Source organism: Plantactinospora endophytica, assembly GCF_016862915.1.
GTDB classification, from domain to species: domain Bacteria; phylum Actinomycetota; class Actinomycetes; order Mycobacteriales; family Micromonosporaceae; genus Plantactinospora; species Plantactinospora endophytica.
Map to the genome: position 1 here is coordinate 36595 of NZ_BONW01000035.1, position 15524 is coordinate 52118.

Consider the following 15524-nt stretch of genomic DNA (forward strand, 5'->3'; position numbering starts at 1 on the left):
AAAGGTTGAAGCACGACGGCAGAAAATCATCCCCGTCGGGGAAATGACGCGCGGCGACGTACCGGACGGTCGAGGTCCGGTACGTCGCCGTACGAGTGGGCTATTCGAGGATGTGGCGATCGTGGGCCGAGCGGGCGGTACGGCTCAGCGCGGGTGCACGTTCCGGACGAACGCCCGCCACGCGTCCGGCGCGAACGCGAGCACCGGCCCCTGCCGATCCTTGCTGTCCCGCACGCCGACCACCCCGGGCAGATTGCTCGCCACCTCAACGCAATTGCCGCCGTTGTTGCCACTACGCGTGCTCTTGCGCCAGATGGCGCCGGTCAGCTCCATGACGTCGCTACCTTCTTGATCAGCTCTAGAGATTGGTCAACCGGGAGGGCATAGCCCCGGATTCGTTCCCACCTCCCGACGAGGGTAGCAACGTCCTCGGCTCCGTCGCCGATTCGTGCGGCGAGCTGGTTGTCCGCGTGACCCGCCCGCCGGTTGTCCGGTAGGTCGGCCAGGGTGAAGGGTCCGCCGTAGCCCGGATACATGCCAACCGTCGTCGGCACCACCTGTAGCTGCACGAAGGGCAGTTGTGCGCAGGCCACGATGTGGGCCAACTGCTCGGCCATCATGGACTTGGCGCCTTCGGCACCACGCTCGATCACGGCTTGGTCGACCACGGCGGTGATCAGTGGCGGGCGGTCCTTGGTGAGGATCGCCTGCCGATCCAGTCTCGCTGTAACTAGCTGGTCCACCTCGTCCGGTGTGAGTCGCTCGCCGGCCAGCGTCGCCCGCGCGTACGCCTCGGTTTGAAGCAGGCCGGGCACGTAGGCCGTTTCGAACCAGCGCAGGGCGATGGCGCGGCGTTCGATCTCCAGCCAGTCGCGGAACCAGGCCGGTGCGGTGCCGTCGCGTACCAGTTCCTCCCACAGCTCGACCAGGAACCCGCCCGCGCCGAGTTCGTCGTCGACCGCACGGAGGTAGTCGAGCTTGATCGGCTTGGTGCCCGTCTCGACGGCACTCACGTGCGTGTCGGAGAAGTGCACCCGTTCACCCAACGCCGCCTGGGTCAGGCCGGCGGCCACCCGACGCCTTCTCAACTCGCGCAGCAGAAATTCCAGTGGCGACATTCCCACGATTCCCCCAGGATTCCCAGGCCGGAAGATTCAATTCCCATCGGGTTGTCGGACTCCCCCGATGGCTCTGTTGCCCTAGCGAGCCTAGAGGCTGTTCGTCCAGGGTGGAAGGTAGGCGCAGCCGTTCGGATCCGGAAAGTGAATGGTTCGAAAGGACGGGCGGGTGTTGCCGGCGGGGGCGGTGTCGGGCACTGGAAGATTCGACGCCGTCCCCGTTTCCATTTCGCGACGGGAGACGACATGAAAAGATCACGAACGATCGGTACGCGACACCGACGGGACTGGCGTCGGCTGTGGCGGTACTGCCGCTGCGGCTATCGCTGGCGCTGCCCCGACTCGGTCGAACTGGTGCCGAGACCGTACGAGCCGACGGTGCCACCGCTCGACCGTGCCGCGTACCGCCGGGCTGTGCAGGTCACGGCGGTGGTGGCGGTGCCGGGCCGGGTGCGGGCGGTCAACCAGCGCTCGGCCTGGCGGGTGCCGGGTCGGAATACCCGGCCGACGGGTACGCCGACGGATCGGTCACGGTACGCCGCCGGACGCGTTCCGAGCTGAGCCTGTCGTGCCCCGGCTGGAGACGACACCCGAGCACGATCGCGGCGACGGTTACCGGCTCGGTGAACTGGCTGGTCGGTGATGCTGCGCCCGTACGCAGGATTCCGCGCGCACACCCACACCCGCCCGCTGTTCCGCTGCCGGGCGTGCGGCGCGCCGTGGCCGTGCGGTCGGGCCCGGCTGGTACTGACGGCGATGTACCGCGACGACCCGCAAGGTCTGCGCGACCACCTGACCGCCCGGCTGGTCGCCGCACTGGCCGATCAGCCGCAGGCCGACCCGGTGGCGCTGGCCGCCCGGTTCCTCGACTGGATACCGACGGACCGTTGAACCGACCCACCTGCCCCGGAGGCTGCTGTCCGGGGCAGGTGGGTCGGGTCGAGACGCCGGCGGTCGCGATCGACACGGTCGGAGGGGGCGTTCCGGAACCGGTGCGCGGCGCCTCTCGGCAGCGGTCAGCGGGCGACGCAGCTCGTGCCGAGCCCGACGCCGCTGCCGGTGCCCTGGAAGCCGAACTCCGTCGACTGCCCGGCGGCGATCCGCCCGTTGTAGCTCACGTTGCTGAACTGGACTACGCCGCTGTTGCCGCTGCGTTGGGTGTTCCAGGCGTTGGTGACCGTGGTGCCGGACGGCAGGGCGGCGCTGACGGTCCAGCCGTTGGTGCCGGACGAGCCGGCGGTGACGCGTACCGTCGCGACGAAGCCGCCGTTCCAGGAGTTGAGCGACACCGAGGCGGTACAGCCGGCCGGCGGGTTGGTCGGCGGCGTGGTGGGCGGCGTGGTCGGCGGGACGGTGGGACCGCCGGTCGGGGTGGTGGTCGGCGTCGGGGTCGGGGTGGTGCCGCCGTCGGTGAGGCTGCCGGGTACGGCCAGCAGCGCGTTGTACCAGGTGGTGGCCATCTTGCTGTACCCGGTCGCGTTCGGGTGTACGCCGTCGGCCAGGTCGGCGGCGGTGAGCGCGTTGTACATGTTGACCAGGTACACCTGACGGCCGGCGTTCGCCCGGGTCTGCACGATCTGCGGGATGGCGGCGTTGAAGCTGCGCACCTGGGCGTCGGTACTCGCCGATCCGGCCGGGACGATCGTCGCCACGAAGAGTTTCGCGTCGGGGGCGGTGGTGGTGATCCGGTCGATCAGCGCGGCCAGCCGGTTCGGGGCGTTCGGCAGGTCGCGGTTCTGGAAGATGTCGTTGGTGCCGATGTGCAGCAGGATGGTGCGGGGCTGGAAGGTGTTGAGCCAGTTGACGATGTTGGCGTCGATCTGGTCGATCCGCCAGCCGGAGTGGCCCTCGTGGTTCCGGTCGCCGAGGCTGGCCGGGCCGTTGGTCTGGGAGCCGACGAAGTCGACGGTGTAGCCGCCGGCCACCACCTTCTGCCACAGGTCGATCCGGTACCCGCCGGGTACGTTGAAGCCGTCGGTGATCGAGTCCCCGAGTGGCAGTACCCGGACCGCGGCCGCTGCCTGCACCTGGTTGCCGGTGTGCGCCAGGATGGCCACCGTCACCAGCACGGCCGCCAGCAGCGCGCCGGCACACCGACGCATGGTCGTGGACATAGGCCACCCACCTTCCAAAGCATCCATCGCCTTCGATTGACTCCATTGAATGTCCCGACCTCGGCGGGTGGCGGACCGGCGCGGGCCTGAGCGGCGAACGCGCCGTCATGTGCGCCGAACGGGCGAGCGGGCGCCAGGCCCCGCCCGGGAAAAATCTTGCGCGACTGTCGGATCCGGGCTCGTGCCGGTCGTCTACGAGGTGACGACAACGGCCGCCCGCGCGGGCGGTGCACGGTGAAAGGGAGTCAACCAGATGAAAGCGACAATGAACGCGATCGACGTGATCGTGTCGGACCTGGACGCGTCCGTTGCCTTCTACCGACTGCTCGGCCTGGAGTTCCAGGTCGACGAGAGGATGCCCGAGCACGCCTCCTGCGAGTTTCCTGGGGGTCTGCACCTGATGCTGGACACGGAGAAGTCGACGGTGACGGCCCGACCGGGTTGGTCGCGGGCCGCAGGGAGCCCGCCGGCGTTCTTCGCGTTCGAGTTCGGCAGCCCCGCCGAGGTGGACGCCGCATACGCTGAGTTGACCGGCGCCGGGCATCGGGGGTCACGGGAGCCGTGGGACGCGTACTGGGGCATGCGGTACGCGACGGTGCTGGACCCGGACGGTAACGGCATCGATCTGTACGCCGCGTTGCCGGCCAACTGAGGAAGGGCTGGGCCATGAAGTACGTGCTGATGTTCGTGGAGACCGAGCAGTTCGCCGCCGACCTGCGGGCGATGGACGAGCCGGAGCGGGAACGGGCGTACGCGCGGGTACGGCAGTGGTTCGCCGACCACAGCGACAAGATCACGCATCACACCCACCTGCTGCCGGCGGACACCGCGACCACGGTGCGGCTGGAGGGCGGGGAACCGTTGATCTCCGACGGGCCGTTCGTGGAGGGCAAGGAGGTGGTCAGCGGCTACGTCGAGGTCGAGGTCGCGGACCTGGACGAGGCGTTGGCGATGGCGCGGGTCTGGCCGGCCTGTCCGGTGGTCGAGATCAGACCTGTCGCCGGATGACCGAAGTGTCGCACGGCGAGCTGGTCCGGGTGGTCCGGGACCACGCGGGCCGGCTCGCCGCGTCGCTGGTGCAGTTGATCGGTGACTTCACCGCCGCCGAGGACCTGGTCCAGGACGCGGTGGAGGCGGCGCTGCGGCACTGGCCCGTGGACGGGATCCCGGACCGACCCGACGCCTGGCTCTACACGGTCGCCCGGCGGCGGGGCCTGGACCTGCTGCGCCGGGACGCCGTACGGCGCGGCAAGCTCGCCCTGATGGTGTGGCCGACACAGCCGGATCCGGGCGACCAGCTCCGGTTGATCTTCACCTGCTGCCATCCGGCGCTGCCGCGTACCGCACAGGTCGCGCTCACCCTGCGGGTGGTGTGCGGGTTGACCACCGGCCAGATCGCGAAGGCGTTCCTGGTCCCGGAGAGCACGGTGGGACAGCGGATCACCCGCGCGAAACGGAAGATCGCCGAGGCCGGCATCCCCTACCGGGTACCCGGCGACGACGAACTCGGCGACCGGCTCGCCGAGGTGCTGTCCGTGGTGTACCTGCTGTTCAACGAGGCGTACCTGCCCAGCACGGCCGACCTGACCCAGGGCCGGGACCTGGCCGACGACGCGGAGTTCCTCGCCGCGACGCTGCACAACCTGATGCCCACCGAGCCGGAGGTGACCGGGCTACTCGCGTTGATCCGACTGCACCGGGCCCGGGCGTCCGCCCGGTTCGACGAGAACGGCGGCATCGTCCAGCTTCCCGACCAGGACCGGACGCTCTGGAACCAGCAGGCGATCACCGACGCGACCGCGCTGATCGCGAACGCCGCCGCCCGACGACGACCCGGCCCGTACCAACTCCAGGCGGCGATCGTGGCCTGTCACGCCGATGCCCCGCGCTGGGAGGACACCGACTGGACGCAGATTCTCGTCCTCTACGACATGCTGCTGCACCTGGCCCCGTCACCGGTCACCCGGCTGCACCGCGCGGTCGCCAACCGCTACGTCGCCGGCCCGGCCGCCGCGCTCGTCGAGGTCGACGCCCTCACCGACGCGCTGGACGGCTACCACCTGTTCCACGCCACCCGCGCCGAACTCCTCCGCGACCTGGACCGCCCCCACGACGCACGTGCCGCCGACGAGCGGGCTCTCGCGCTGACCGCCAACCCGGCCGAGCGGTCGCTGCTACGTCAGCGCCTCAACTGGACCTGACCCCAGGCGCCCGGCCGGCAGGCACTTTCTGCTGCATCCCACCGACGCCCGTCGGGAAGTGCGTCAGCCGAGCCGGAAGTCGACCACCCGGATCGGGGACGGGGTGCTGCCGCTGGAGGCGCGCTGGTAGAGGATCGACAGGACGCCGTCGCTCTCCACCCGGGTCCGGTCCACCACCACCTCGCCGAAGGCACTCAGCCCGGCACCGTCGAAGCGCAGCGTCCAGTCGGTGTAGCCGCTGGCCCTGCTGGCGGTGACGATCCGGCCGTACGGCAGCACGACGTAGGCGTTGTCGGCGGCGTCGAGGACGATCTGGGAGCGTCCCGTCGCGTTCAACGCCACCGGAAGCTCGACCTTGCGCCACACCCCGGACGAGTTGCGGAACAGGTGGAAGGCCCGGCCGTTGGCCCGCCGGGCCGAGGCGTACGAGGTGACGCACGAGGTGAACCGGCCGGGTACGTAGCTGATGACCACGTGCGGGTTGCCGGTCGAGTCGACGTCCTGGCTCTCCTGGTTGATCAGCCCGTAGTTCGGCGGCAGCGGGTCCACCACCAGTCCCGGGCCGGAAACCGAGACCAGGGTGCCGGAGTTGGTGGTGCCGACGAGCGTGCCGGCGTTGTTGCGCCAGGTCCGGCCCTGGTCGTCGCTGTGGACGTAGCCGGTGTCGTGGTTGGTCAGGCCGCCGCTGTTGCAGGTGATCGCGGAGTTGCCCTCCCGCCAGGTGAACGCGGCGTGCAGCCGGCCACCCGGCCCGTACGTCAGCCCGTGCAGGTACATGTTCCGGGTGGTGCTGGTGGCGCCGTTCGCGCTGTACGACCCGGTCGCCGCCGACCAGCGGCCGAGCCGGCGCCAGGTGGAGCCGTCGTACTCGGCGAGTTCGTTGGTGCCGTTGCCGGAGCGCCCGGTCCGGTAGTTGAACTGGAGCCGGTTGCCGGGCGCCAGCCGGAACTGCGGGTACGTCATCGCGCCCAGCCCGACCCCGTCCAGGCTGCGCTGCACGGCGCCGAACCGGCCGGCGACCCAGGTCCGCGAGGCCGGCGCGGAGACGAGCCCGGCCTCGGACCTGACGTAGTGGATCTCGCTGTCGTGGGTGTCCATCGCGATGTGCAGCCGGCCGTCGTCCGGTGAGATGCCGAGCGAGATCGAGTTGTGCGAGTCGTTGGTGGTCAACCGGTGCGACAACTGCACGGTCTGCCACGCGCCGGACGGCAGTTGCCGGCGGGCGATCACCGCGTTGCGGCTGGCCGTGTACCAGGCCGCGTACTGGTAGCCGGCGTGGCTGACGATGCCGTCGGCGTACGAGTTGTTGTTGACCACCCCGTCGTAGGAGACGAAGTAGAGCGCGCTGGCGTCGAGCTGGGTGTCGCCGAGCCGGGTCACCCCGGGCGCCGCCGCCACCGCCGGTCCGGGCGGCACGACCAGCACCCCGGCGAGTACGCCGAGGACGAGCGACGCCGCCGACGCGGCCCGACGGGACGACGGGGCGGGCATGGCTTCTCCCTCGCGCCGGGCGCCATCGGCGCTCCCGAATGAATGGATTCAACTTACATCTATGTCCATCGATCCAAAAGCCGTGGCCACACCCCGGAACGCGGACAGCCCAGCCGCCAACTCGGCCGGCCGTCGGTGGCCGGGGCGACGTGGGTCGTCCGCGCCGGGCCGTGGGCTACCCCGCCACCGCCTCCCGTACGGCGGCGACCAGGCCACCGTCGATGACCAGGTCCTGCCCGTTGACGTAGGACGCCTCGGCGGAGGCGAGGAAGGCGACCGCGTCGGCGACGTCCTCGGCGGTACCGAGCCGACCGGCGGCGATCCCGGCGACGACACCGGCATGCGCCTCGACCGGAATGGCGTCGTGGAACATCGGGGTCGCGATGTAGCCGGGGCTCACGGAGTTGACCCGGATTCCCCGGGGGCCCAGTTCGGCGGCGAGGGTGTGCGTCAGGTTCTGCACCGCCGCCTTGGTCGCCGCGTAGAGCGAGGCACCCGGCAGACCGCGGTACATCGTCCAGGACGCGTTGATCACGATCGCCGCCCGCTCGGACAGCAGCGGAACGGTCCGCTGGACGGTGAAGAAGACACCCTTGAAGTTGATCTCCACCACCCGGTCGAAGTCGGCCTCGGTGAAGTCTCCGTTCGGCCGGAACAGCGCGACACCGGCGTTCGCGAAGACCACGTCCAGGCGGCCGTACCGGTCCCGGATCGCGGCCGTCACCGCATCGACGTCGGCCAGGCTCGCCACGTCGCCGCGCAACGCGAGTACCCGGTCCCCGCCGCCCAGATCGTCGACCGCGGCGTCCAGCCGGGTCCGGTCACGTCCGGTGATGACCACCCGGGCACCCTCGGCGAGCAGCCGCCGCGCGGTGGCCAGGCCCATTCCGCTGGTACCGCCGGTGATGAGCGCGATCCTGTCGTCGAACCGGAAGAAGCTGTGCGTCATGGGAACGAGCGTGTCAACCGGGGTACGGAGCGAACAGTGCGCAGCTATCCGGGGAGCGGCACCACCACCCTCGCCGACGCCCTCGTCCGCGCGGTTCTCGGCGCGGGCGGAAGCGCGACGTGCCGACGAAGACGCTCGTCGGATCGATCGATCGGTCAGACCGGCACGGCGGCGCGGGTCGGCAGCAGCCGTTCGAGCCGGGCTCCGGTGCCGGTGCCGGAACGCGGGTGGGACAGCTCCAGATACCAGTCCGGGTGGTCGACCACCGCCAGGGTCGTGGTGTCGAGGAACAGGTCGCCGACCTCGGGATGCCGCACCGCCTTCACCACCTGGCCGGGAACGCCGACGTCGTGCCGGGCCCACAACTCGGCGAACTCCGGGCTGACGGCGTGCAGGTCGTCAACCACCCGGCCGAACTCCGGGTCGCCCGGGCAATGCGCGGCGTCGGCCCGGAACGCGGCGACGACGGCCGGCGCCGCCGACGCCCACTCTAGGCACACGTCCCGGTACCGGGCGCTGGTGAAGAACGTGATCAGGCAGTTGTGGTCGGTGTCGCCGTAGCCGAACACCGTCCGCGCCGCCCCGTTGACGGCGAGCAGATTCCAGTACCGGTCCCGCAGCACCGCAGGGCGGGGCGCCCAGGCGTCGAGGAGCTGCCACAACTCCGAGGTGACCGGCGCGGCGCCGGCACCGCCCGGCCGGGGTGGGTGGAGACCGGCCAGCAGGTACAGGTGCTCCCGCTCCGGCCCGGTCAACCGCAGCGCCCGGCCGATCGCGTCCAGCACCTCGACCGAGACGTTGATGTCGCGGCCCTGTTCGAGCCAGGTGTACCAGGACACCCCGACCCCGGCCAGCACGGCGACCTCCTCGCGGCGCAGCCCCGGCGTCCGGCGCCGGCCACCCGCCGCCATGCCGACGTCACCGGGGGTCAGCCGCGCCCGCCGGGTACGCAGGAAGTCGCGGAGCTGCTCGCGGCGACGCCGCGCCACGACCGGGGATTCGCTGGCCATATGTCACGGTAGCCCGGCCATATGGCTCGGTAGCAACGCCCGGAGACCGGGCAGCGGGGTGGTGCGACGGTACTCACGCGCGCAGCAGCGTCACGGGCGGCGGATCGTGCGGCGGTGCCCGCGTGCGTAGCAGTGTCCCGCGCCCGTCAGCCGTGTCACGGGCGGCGGGCCGAGGTTTCCTCCCGGACCACGAACCGGATCGACCTGGCCTCGGTGATGCAGGCGCGCAGCGGCGCGGCCAGTTCACGGTGGCCCGGGCTGCGCTCCCACGCCTCGAAGTCGGCAAGCGACGCCCACTCGCTGGTGATCAGCCACTGCTCGGTATCGCTCGACGCCTCGCAGACCTGGTCCACCAGGTGCCCCGGCACCCCCTCGGCGACCTGGTAACGGATCTGCTCGTACGCCTTCAGGAAATCCTCGGTACGCTCGCGCGGCACCCGGATCAGGAACAGCACTCTTGCCTTCGACATCCCGGTCGTCCCTCCGTCCTCTCCCCCGGCTACGCCGGACCGCGCCGGACCACCACGGCGCTGTTGAAACCGTCGAACCCCCGGGCGCCGACCAGCGCCACGTCCACCCGCCGGGGCCCGGACTCCCAGACGAAGTCCAGCTCGCAGCCGGGCGCCGGCCGGTCCACGCCGGCCGTCGGCGGCAGCACCCCGTGCCGGATGGCGAGCAGCGCCGTCGCCACGTCCAGCGCCGATCCGCCCTGGTGGGCCCGCCCGACCAGCGGCTTCTGGGTGGTCACCGGCGGCGGCCGTACCCCGAACACGCCGCGGAGCGCCTCGGCCTCGGCGCGGTCGTAGCGGAGTACGCCGAGCGCGTCCGGGAAGACCACGTCCACCTCCGCCGGAGCCACCCCGGCCCGGTCCAGGGCGAGCCGCATCGCCCGGGCGTACTGCACCGGGTCGCCCGAGGTGAGCCGGTCGGTGTGCCGGGCGTCGTGGCTGGCACCCCAGCCGGCGACCTCGGCATAGCCGCGCACCCCCCGGGCGCGGGCGTGCGCCAGGTCCTCGACGACGAAGACCGCGCCGCCCTCCCCCGGTACGTAGCCGCTGGCCGCCACGTCGAACGGCCGGTACGCCAACGCCGGCTCCGGACAGGTGCTCAGCAGCCCGCCCCGCATCTGGCAGGTCAGCGCGTACGGGCTCAGCGGGCACTCGGTGCCGCCGGCCAGCACCACGGGTGTGCCGCGCCTGATCATCCGTACCGCGTGCGCGAGGCTGTCCAGCCCACCGGCCGACTCGGCGGCCAGGACCCCGCACGGGCCCTTGAACTGGTGCCGGATGGAGAGCTGGCCGACGCTGGCCGCATAGAACCAGGCGATCGACTGGTACGCCCCGACGGTCCGGGCCGGTCCCCGCCAGAGTCGTTGCAACTCGCGTTGCCCGAACAGGTTGCCGCCGGAGGAACTGGCCAGCGTCACCCCGTACTCGTACGGGTCGGCGGCCAGCTCCGGCAGCCCGGCGTCGGCGAGCGCGAGCCGGGCGGCGGCGAACCCGAGGTGCGTCCAGCGGTCGGTCTGCACCAGTTGCCGGCTCTCGGTGTAGTGCAACGCGTCGAAGTCGGCCACCTCGCCGGCCAGCCGACTGGGATAGCGGTCCGGGTCGAAGAGGGTGATCCGGCCGATCCGGTTCTGCCCGGCCAGCACGCACTTCCAGTGCGCGTCCGCACCGATCCCGCTCGGCGCCACCACACCGACACCGGTGATCACCGCCCGGCCCTCGCCCGAGCGGTCCGGAACGCCCGCCGGGCGCCGAACCCCGCCCCCGCCCGAGCGGTCCGGAACGCCCGCCGGGCGCCGAACCCTGCCCCCGCCCGTCCCGCCGGTCACCGGTCCGGCCCGCCGAACCGGGTGAAGACCATCGCCGACTGGAAGCCGCCGAACCCGCTGCCGACCGAGAGCGCCACCCGTACCGGCAGTTCCCGGGCGGTGTTCGGGGTGTAGTCCAGGTCGCACTCGACGTCCCGGTTGGCCCAGTTGGCGGTCGGCGGCACCACCCCGTGTTCGATCGCCAGCGCGCAGGCCGCCATCTCGATCGCGCCGATCGCCCCGAGCGAGTGCCCGACCATCGACTTGATCGAACTGATCGGCACCTGGTACGCCGCCGACCCGAGCGACCGTTTGAAGGCCGCCGTCTCGTGCCGGTCGTTCTGCCGGGTACCCGAGCCGTGCGCGCTGACGTACGACACGTCGGTCGGGTCGCACCGGGCCTGGTCCAGCGCGTCGTCGATGGCCAGCGCCATCTCGACACCGTCCGGGCGGAGTCCGGTCATGTGGTACCCGTTGCTGCGGTTGGCGTACCCGGCGGCCTCGCAGTAGATTCGCGCGCCCCGCCGCCGGGCGTGCTCGGCCTCCTCCAGCACCAGCACGGCCGCCCCCTCGGCGAGTACGAAGCCGTGCCGGTCCCGGTCGAACGGCCGCGAGGCGTGCGCCGGATCGTCGTTGTCCGGAGTGGTCGCCTTGATCGCGTCGAACGAGGCGACGGTGACCGGGGAGATCGGACTGTCCGAGGCGCCGGCCAGCACCACGTCCGCCTCGTCGTCCGCGATGAGCTGCTGGGCGTACCCGATGGCGTCGATTCCGGAGGTGCAGCCGGTGGAGACCACCTGGGCCGGACCGTGCAGCCCGTGCCGGCAGGCGACGTCGGCGGCCAGACTGCTCGGCATAAGCGCCTGGTAGAGAAACGGGCCGGCCCGGTTCGGATCGACCAGCCAGTCCGCGCCGGAGTCGCTGACCTGCACGTACTCCCGCTCCAGCAGCATGGTGCCGCCGACGGCCGAGCCGAGCACCACCCCGGTGCGCTCCCGGGTCGCGTCGGACAGTTCCAGCCCGCTGTCCGCCAGCGCCTCGATCGACGCGGCCAGCGCGAACTGGACGTACCGGTCGGCCCGCTGACGCTCGGCGACGCCGAGCCCGGCGCGGACCGGATCGAAGTCGCACTCGGCCGCCACCTGGGAGCGGTACGGCGACGGGTCGAAGAAGCTGATCCGGCGGGTCGCCGTCCGGCCGGCGGTGATCGTCGCCCAGAACTCGTCCCGGCTGGCCCCACCGGGGGCGACCACCCCGATCCCGGTCACCACGCTCCGGCGCCCGCTCCCGCCCACCGCGCTGCGACTCCCGGCCCCGTTCATCGCGCTCCGGCGCTCGCGCACGGTTTCCGCGCTCTGGCGCCCGGTCACGGTCCGGCCTCCGGAAGCCCGGCCGGCACGCCGACGGCGGACGGTTCCGCCGCCGACTCGGTGTCGACGTGCCCGAGTTCCGGGCGCGGTGCCAGCGGACCGAGCTGGAAGACCACCTCGGCGGGCTCGTCCGCCACGTTGCGCAGCCGGTGCCGGACGTTCACCGCCACGTACAGCGCCTCCCCGGTGCCGACCGGCACCGGCTCGTCGTCCAGGTCGACCACTATCGCGCCCCGGGCCACGTAGAGGAACTCCTCGCTGTACGGGTGGTAGTGCTCGGCGATCCGCTCGCCCGGAGCGAGGTTCGCCACCCCCATGAAGCCGGAGATGCTGCCCACGGTGCGGGGGCCGAGCAGTACCCGGATCTCGCCACCCCGGCGGCGGTCCGAATCGATGTCGCGGGCGGCCACCAGCCGGCGGCCCGGCTCACTCATCGCCGGCTCCGGCGACCGAGGCGGCGGCCGGCGGGGTGACCTCCAGCTCGGCGGCGATCCGCTCGATCTTGTCCCGGATGATGTCCAACTGGATCCGGCTGTTGGCGTTGATCCGGTCGGTCATCTGGGCGGTGGTCACCGGCGCCGTCGGGCGCATCTCGAAATCCTGCGTCCAGGTCATCCGGGTGCCGCCCGGCACCTCGGCGTAGCGCCAGTGGATCCGCATGTACTCGAACGGCCCGGTCTCCACCCGGTGGGCGTGCACCTCCCGCCGGACCGGATCGGCCGTACGCTCGCTGACCCAGCTCCAGGTGACCCCGTTCTCGTCCGGATACATGGTCAACCGGAACCGTACGGTGTCACCGCTCCGCTCGATGATCTCCACCGACTGGTACTCGGTGAACAGCCCGGTCCAGCCCGCGACGTCGTTGGTCAGGTCCCACACCAACTGCGGCGGGGCCACGATCAACACACTGTTCTCGGTGTGCCCCGGTCGGCCGGTGGCAGCGGGGGCCAGCGACGCCGGTTCCTCGCACTGGTGCGCCACCACCTCGGCGACCTCGGGGATGCTGAGCCGTCCAGCCTCCTCGGGGAGCTGCACCCGGTAGCGGTCCGCCACCACCGCCTGTAGTTCGAGCAGCGCCAGCGAGTCCATCCCGAGTTCTTCCAGCGAGGCGTTCGGCGCGGCGGCTGCGGCGTCGGCCGCCAGTCCACAGTGCCGGACCAGGATCGCGGTGATCTCCGCTGCCGTCACCGGCGACGCGGCCGGCTCCCGCTGGGTCGGTCCGGTCAGTGCCGGGTCGTCGTGCCTGACGGTCATCTGGTCCTCCTCGGAGAATTGGTGGTAGTGGACGGGACAGCTCGCGGCTCGGCGGCGGCCTGGCCAGTAACGGGGCCGGGCTGGTCGGGGACGGGACCGGGCTGACCGGAGACGGCGACGGCGTCGGGCTGACCGGAAGCCGCGCCGGGCTGGTCGGGGGCGGGAGCGGGGGCGGCGGGGGCGGACTGACCGGGGACGGAAACGGCCTCGGGCTGACCCGGGGCTGAGTCGGCGTGGTCGGGGACGGGCGCGGGCTGGTCGGGGACGGGGGCGGGCTGGTCGGGCAGGGGCGGCGCGGCGGCGGTGCCGAGCAGTCGGTCGACCAGGCCGGTCGAGTACCGCCCCTTGCGGAAACCCGCGTCGTCGAGCACCCTCCGCAGGAACGGGATGGTGGTGCGTACGCCGGGGCCGTCGACGTCGAACTCGTGCAGCGCCCGTTCCATCCGGGCGAGCGCCAGATCCCGGTTCGGCGCCCAGACCAGCACCTTGGCCAGCAGCGAGTCGTAGTACGGCCCCACCAGGTAACCCGGGTAGCCGTGCGTGTCGACCCGGGTGAACGGCCCGCTGGGCGGGGCGAACCTGGTCAGCCGACCGGGAGTCGGCGCGAAGCCCCGGTCCGGGTCCTCGACGTTGACCCGGCACTCCACCGCGACCCCGGAGATCCGGACGTCCGCCTGGCGCAACCGCAGCGGTACGCCGGCCGCGACGTGCAACTGCTCGTGCACCAGGTCGACTCCGGTGATCATCTCGGTGACCGGGTGCTCGACCTGGATCCGACAGTTGACCTCGATGAAGGAGAACCGCTCGGCCTCGTCGACCAGGAACTCGAAGGTCCCGGCACCGCTGTAGCCGACCCGCAGCGCGCCGCGCAGCGCGGACTCGGCGAGCGCGTCGAGGGTACCGGCCGACAGCGAGGGCGCCGGACCCTCCTCGACCAGCTTCTGGTGCCGCCGCTGCACCGAGCAGTCCCTGGTGCCGAGGTGTACGCCGTTGCCGTACCCGTCGCAGAGCACCTGCACCTCGACGTGCCGGGCCTGGGTCAGGTACCGCTCGACGTAGACCCGGTCGTCGCCGAAGACCGCCTGCGCGGTGATCCTGGTCCGCTCGTACGCCGAGGCGAACTCCTGGGCCGACCGCACCACCGTCATCCCGCGCCCACCGCCACCGGCGGCGCACTTGACGATCACCGGGTACCCGATCTCGTCGGCGACCTCCCGGGCCCGGGCCGCGGTGTCGAGCGTGCTCAGGCTGCCCGCCGGCAGGGGAAGGCCGGCGTCCCGCATCAGCGCCCGCGCCGTCGCCTTGTCGCCGAGCGCCTGCATCACCTCCGGCCGGGGTCCGATGAAGACCAGCCCGTTGTCGGCACAGATCTCGGCGAAGTCGGCGTCCTCGGAGAGGAACCCGTAGCCGGGGTGCACGGCCTGTGCCCCGGTGCGGCGGGCCGCCTCGACGATGGCGGCGGCGTTGCGGTAACTCTGCCGGCCCTCCGGCGGCCCGATGCAGACCGCCTCGTCGGCCTGCCGGACGACGGCCGAGTCCCGGTCCGCGACCGAGTACACCGCCACGGTACGCACGCCGAGCTCGCGGCAGGCGCGGGCGACCCGGAGCGCTATCTCGCCCCGGTTGGCGATCAGGATCTTCTCGAACACCGCCGCACCGTCCTGGAGTTCACGCGGGTAGCAGGGCGATCAGGGGCTGCCCGAACTCGACCGGCTCGCCGTCCCGGACGAGTACCTCGACGACCCGGCCGACCTGGTCGGCGACCACCTCGTTCATCAGCTTCATCGCCTCGACGATGCAGACCACCTGACCGGGCTGTACCTTGTCGCCGACGTCGACGAACGGCGCGCCACCGGGCTCGGCGGCCCGGTAGTAGGTGCCGACCATCGGTGCGGCGACGATCCGGCGGCCGTCGTCACCGGCATCCCGGGCCGGCACGGTGCGAGCGGCCGAGTCGGCCAGTACCGGGGCGGGGGTACCGACCCGGTCGGGCGGAGCAGCCGTACCCTGCCACTCGACCTCCAGCACCGTGTCACCGCTGCGCAGATGGATCCGGCGCAACGGCCCGGGCGTCTCGGCCACCAGCCGGCCCGCCTGCCGGCGCAGCTCGGTGAGTTCCGTCTCCCGGTCGCCCGAACCGTCGAGCAGACCGTCGCCCGAACCGTCGATCGATCCGTCGATCCGACCATCGAACGAGCCGTCGC

Annotated in this window: 17 protein-coding genes and 1 pseudogene; 5 read left to right on the forward strand and 13 right to left on the reverse strand. The window is 71.8% G+C overall.

Features of this window, described 5'->3' with window-relative positions; genetic code table 11:
- Positions 1–144: 144 nt before the first annotated feature.
- Entirely contained in the window at positions 145–333 is a 189-nt protein-coding gene (locus Pen02_RS30835) for a DUF397 domain-containing protein (protein ID WP_203869667.1), read from the reverse strand.
- Positions 324–1118, reverse strand: coding sequence for a helix-turn-helix domain-containing protein (locus tag Pen02_RS30840; RefSeq protein WP_203869668.1), 795 nt, complete (start codon positions 1116–1118; stop codon positions 324–326). The genes Pen02_RS30835 and Pen02_RS30840 overlap by 10 nt, the downstream gene beginning before the upstream one ends.
- A gap of 246 nt (positions 1119–1364) precedes the next feature.
- Here Pen02_RS30840 and Pen02_RS30845 point away from each other — a divergent pair, with 246 nt between their 5' ends.
- On the forward strand, positions 1365–1679 hold the full coding sequence (locus Pen02_RS30845; protein ID WP_203869669.1) for a hypothetical protein: 315 nt from the start codon (positions 1365–1367) through the stop codon (positions 1677–1679).
- 81 nt (positions 1680–1760) lie between these two features.
- Complete coding sequence (locus Pen02_RS30850) at positions 1761–2009, forward strand: hypothetical protein (RefSeq protein WP_203869670.1); 249 nt, start codon at positions 1761–1763, stop codon at positions 2007–2009.
- 125 nt (positions 2010–2134) lie between these two features.
- On the opposite strand, the gene Pen02_RS30855 is transcribed toward Pen02_RS30850, so the two are convergent.
- Positions 2135–3232 carry a GDSL-type esterase/lipase family protein gene (locus Pen02_RS30855; RefSeq protein ID WP_239141575.1) on the reverse strand — a complete coding sequence of 366 codons (1098 nt, stop codon included), beginning with the start codon at positions 3230–3232 and terminating at the stop codon, positions 2135–2137.
- Positions 3233–3485: 253 nt separating this feature from the next.
- Here Pen02_RS30855 and Pen02_RS30860 point away from each other — a divergent pair, with 253 nt between their 5' ends.
- From Pen02_RS30860 to Pen02_RS30870, 3 genes are read left to right on the forward strand one after another with little or no spacing between them, the layout of a single operon-like run.
- Positions 3486–3884: a VOC family protein gene (locus Pen02_RS30860; RefSeq protein WP_203869671.1), complete on the forward strand. Its 399-nt coding sequence runs from the start codon at positions 3486–3488 to the stop codon at positions 3882–3884.
- A gap of 14 nt (positions 3885–3898) precedes the next feature.
- The gene (locus Pen02_RS30865; protein ID WP_203869672.1) at positions 3899–4240 is read left to right on the forward strand and encodes a YciI family protein; all 342 of its coding nucleotides are present in this window, start codon (positions 3899–3901) and stop codon (positions 4238–4240) included.
- A complete protein-coding gene (locus tag Pen02_RS30870) occupies positions 4237–5433 on the forward strand; it encodes an RNA polymerase sigma factor (RefSeq protein ID WP_203869673.1) in 1197 nt (398 codons plus the stop codon). The genes Pen02_RS30865 and Pen02_RS30870 overlap by 4 nt, the downstream gene beginning before the upstream one ends.
- Before the next feature lie 63 nt (positions 5434–5496).
- On the opposite strand, the gene Pen02_RS30875 is transcribed toward Pen02_RS30870, so the two are convergent.
- The 10 genes and pseudogenes from Pen02_RS30875 to accB form a co-directional block, all read right to left on the reverse strand.
- On the reverse strand, positions 5497–6924 hold the full coding sequence (locus Pen02_RS30875) for a BNR repeat-containing protein (protein ID WP_203869674.1): 1428 nt from the start codon (positions 6922–6924) through the stop codon (positions 5497–5499).
- 175 nt (positions 6925–7099) lie between these two features.
- Complete coding sequence (locus tag Pen02_RS30880) at positions 7100–7873, reverse strand: glucose 1-dehydrogenase (protein WP_203869675.1); 774 nt, start codon at positions 7871–7873, stop codon at positions 7100–7102.
- 155 nt (positions 7874–8028) lie between these two features.
- Positions 8029–8883, reverse strand: a complete 855-nt coding sequence (locus Pen02_RS30885) for a helix-turn-helix transcriptional regulator (RefSeq protein WP_203869676.1) — start codon at positions 8881–8883, stop codon at positions 8029–8031.
- 155 nt (positions 8884–9038) lie between these two features.
- Positions 9039–9353, reverse strand: coding sequence for an antibiotic biosynthesis monooxygenase family protein (locus Pen02_RS30890; protein ID WP_203869677.1), 315 nt, complete (start codon positions 9351–9353; stop codon positions 9039–9041).
- A 29-nt stretch (positions 9354–9382) separates the two neighbouring features.
- Complete coding sequence (locus Pen02_RS30895) at positions 9383–10597, reverse strand: beta-ketoacyl synthase N-terminal-like domain-containing protein (RefSeq protein WP_203869678.1); 1215 nt, start codon at positions 10595–10597, stop codon at positions 9383–9385.
- A 116-nt stretch (positions 10598–10713) separates the two neighbouring features.
- Complete coding sequence (locus Pen02_RS30900) at positions 10714–12018, reverse strand: beta-ketoacyl-[acyl-carrier-protein] synthase family protein (RefSeq protein WP_203869697.1); 1305 nt, start codon at positions 12016–12018, stop codon at positions 10714–10716.
- Positions 12019–12062: 44 nt separating this feature from the next.
- Positions 12063–12500, reverse strand: a complete 438-nt coding sequence (locus Pen02_RS30905) for a cupin domain-containing protein (protein ID WP_203869679.1) — start codon at positions 12498–12500, stop codon at positions 12063–12065.
- Positions 12493–13320, reverse strand: coding sequence for an SRPBCC family protein (locus tag Pen02_RS30910; RefSeq protein WP_203869680.1), 828 nt, complete (start codon positions 13318–13320; stop codon positions 12493–12495). The genes Pen02_RS30905 and Pen02_RS30910 overlap by 8 nt, the downstream gene beginning before the upstream one ends.
- Before the next feature lie 308 nt (positions 13321–13628).
- Positions 13629–14969: pseudogene (locus Pen02_RS30915) on the reverse strand (acetyl-CoA carboxylase biotin carboxylase subunit); the annotation flags it as partial.
- 19 nt (positions 14970–14988) lie between these two features.
- Positions 14989–15489, reverse strand: a complete 501-nt coding sequence (gene accB, locus Pen02_RS30920; protein WP_372445704.1) for an acetyl-CoA carboxylase biotin carboxyl carrier protein — start codon at positions 15487–15489, stop codon at positions 14989–14991.
- Between the last annotated feature and the right edge of the window lie 35 nt (positions 15490–15524).

Bases quoted from the DNA above. Each gene is read 5' to 3' on its own strand.
- Pen02_RS30835 (WP_203869667.1), bottom strand. From the start codon at position 333: ATGGAGCTGACCGGCGCCATCTGGCGCAAGAGCACGCGTAGTGGCAAC.
- Pen02_RS30840 (WP_203869668.1), bottom strand. From the start codon at position 1,118: ATGTCGCCACTGGAATTTCTGCTGCGCGAGTTGAGAAGGCGTCGGGTG.
- Pen02_RS30845 (WP_203869669.1), top strand. From the start codon at position 1,365: ATGAAAAGATCACGAACGATCGGTACGCGACACCGACGGGACTGGCGT.
- Pen02_RS30850 (WP_203869670.1), top strand. From the start codon at position 1,761: ATGCTGCGCCCGTACGCAGGATTCCGCGCGCACACCCACACCCGCCCG.
- Pen02_RS30855 (WP_239141575.1), bottom strand. From the start codon at position 3,232: ATGTCCACGACCATGCGTCGGTGTGCCGGCGCGCTGCTGGCGGCCGTG.
- Pen02_RS30860 (WP_203869671.1), top strand. From the start codon at position 3,486: ATGAAAGCGACAATGAACGCGATCGACGTGATCGTGTCGGACCTGGAC.
- Pen02_RS30865 (WP_203869672.1), top strand. From the start codon at position 3,899: ATGAAGTACGTGCTGATGTTCGTGGAGACCGAGCAGTTCGCCGCCGAC.
- Pen02_RS30870 (WP_203869673.1), top strand. From the start codon at position 4,237: ATGACCGAAGTGTCGCACGGCGAGCTGGTCCGGGTGGTCCGGGACCAC.
- Pen02_RS30875 (WP_203869674.1), bottom strand. From the start codon at position 6,924: ATGCCCGCCCCGTCGTCCCGTCGGGCCGCGTCGGCGGCGTCGCTCGTC.
- Pen02_RS30880 (WP_203869675.1), bottom strand. From the start codon at position 7,873: ATGACGCACAGCTTCTTCCGGTTCGACGACAGGATCGCGCTCATCACC.
- Pen02_RS30885 (WP_203869676.1), bottom strand. From the start codon at position 8,883: ATGGCCAGCGAATCCCCGGTCGTGGCGCGGCGTCGCCGCGAGCAGCTC.
- Pen02_RS30890 (WP_203869677.1), bottom strand. From the start codon at position 9,353: ATGTCGAAGGCAAGAGTGCTGTTCCTGATCCGGGTGCCGCGCGAGCGT.
- Pen02_RS30900 (WP_203869697.1), bottom strand. From the start codon at position 12,018: ATGAACGGGGCCGGGAGTCGCAGCGCGGTGGGCGGGAGCGGGCGCCGG.
- Pen02_RS30905 (WP_203869679.1), bottom strand. From the start codon at position 12,500: ATGAGTGAGCCGGGCCGCCGGCTGGTGGCCGCCCGCGACATCGATTCG.
- Pen02_RS30910 (WP_203869680.1), bottom strand. From the start codon at position 13,320: ATGACCGTCAGGCACGACGACCCGGCACTGACCGGACCGACCCAGCGG.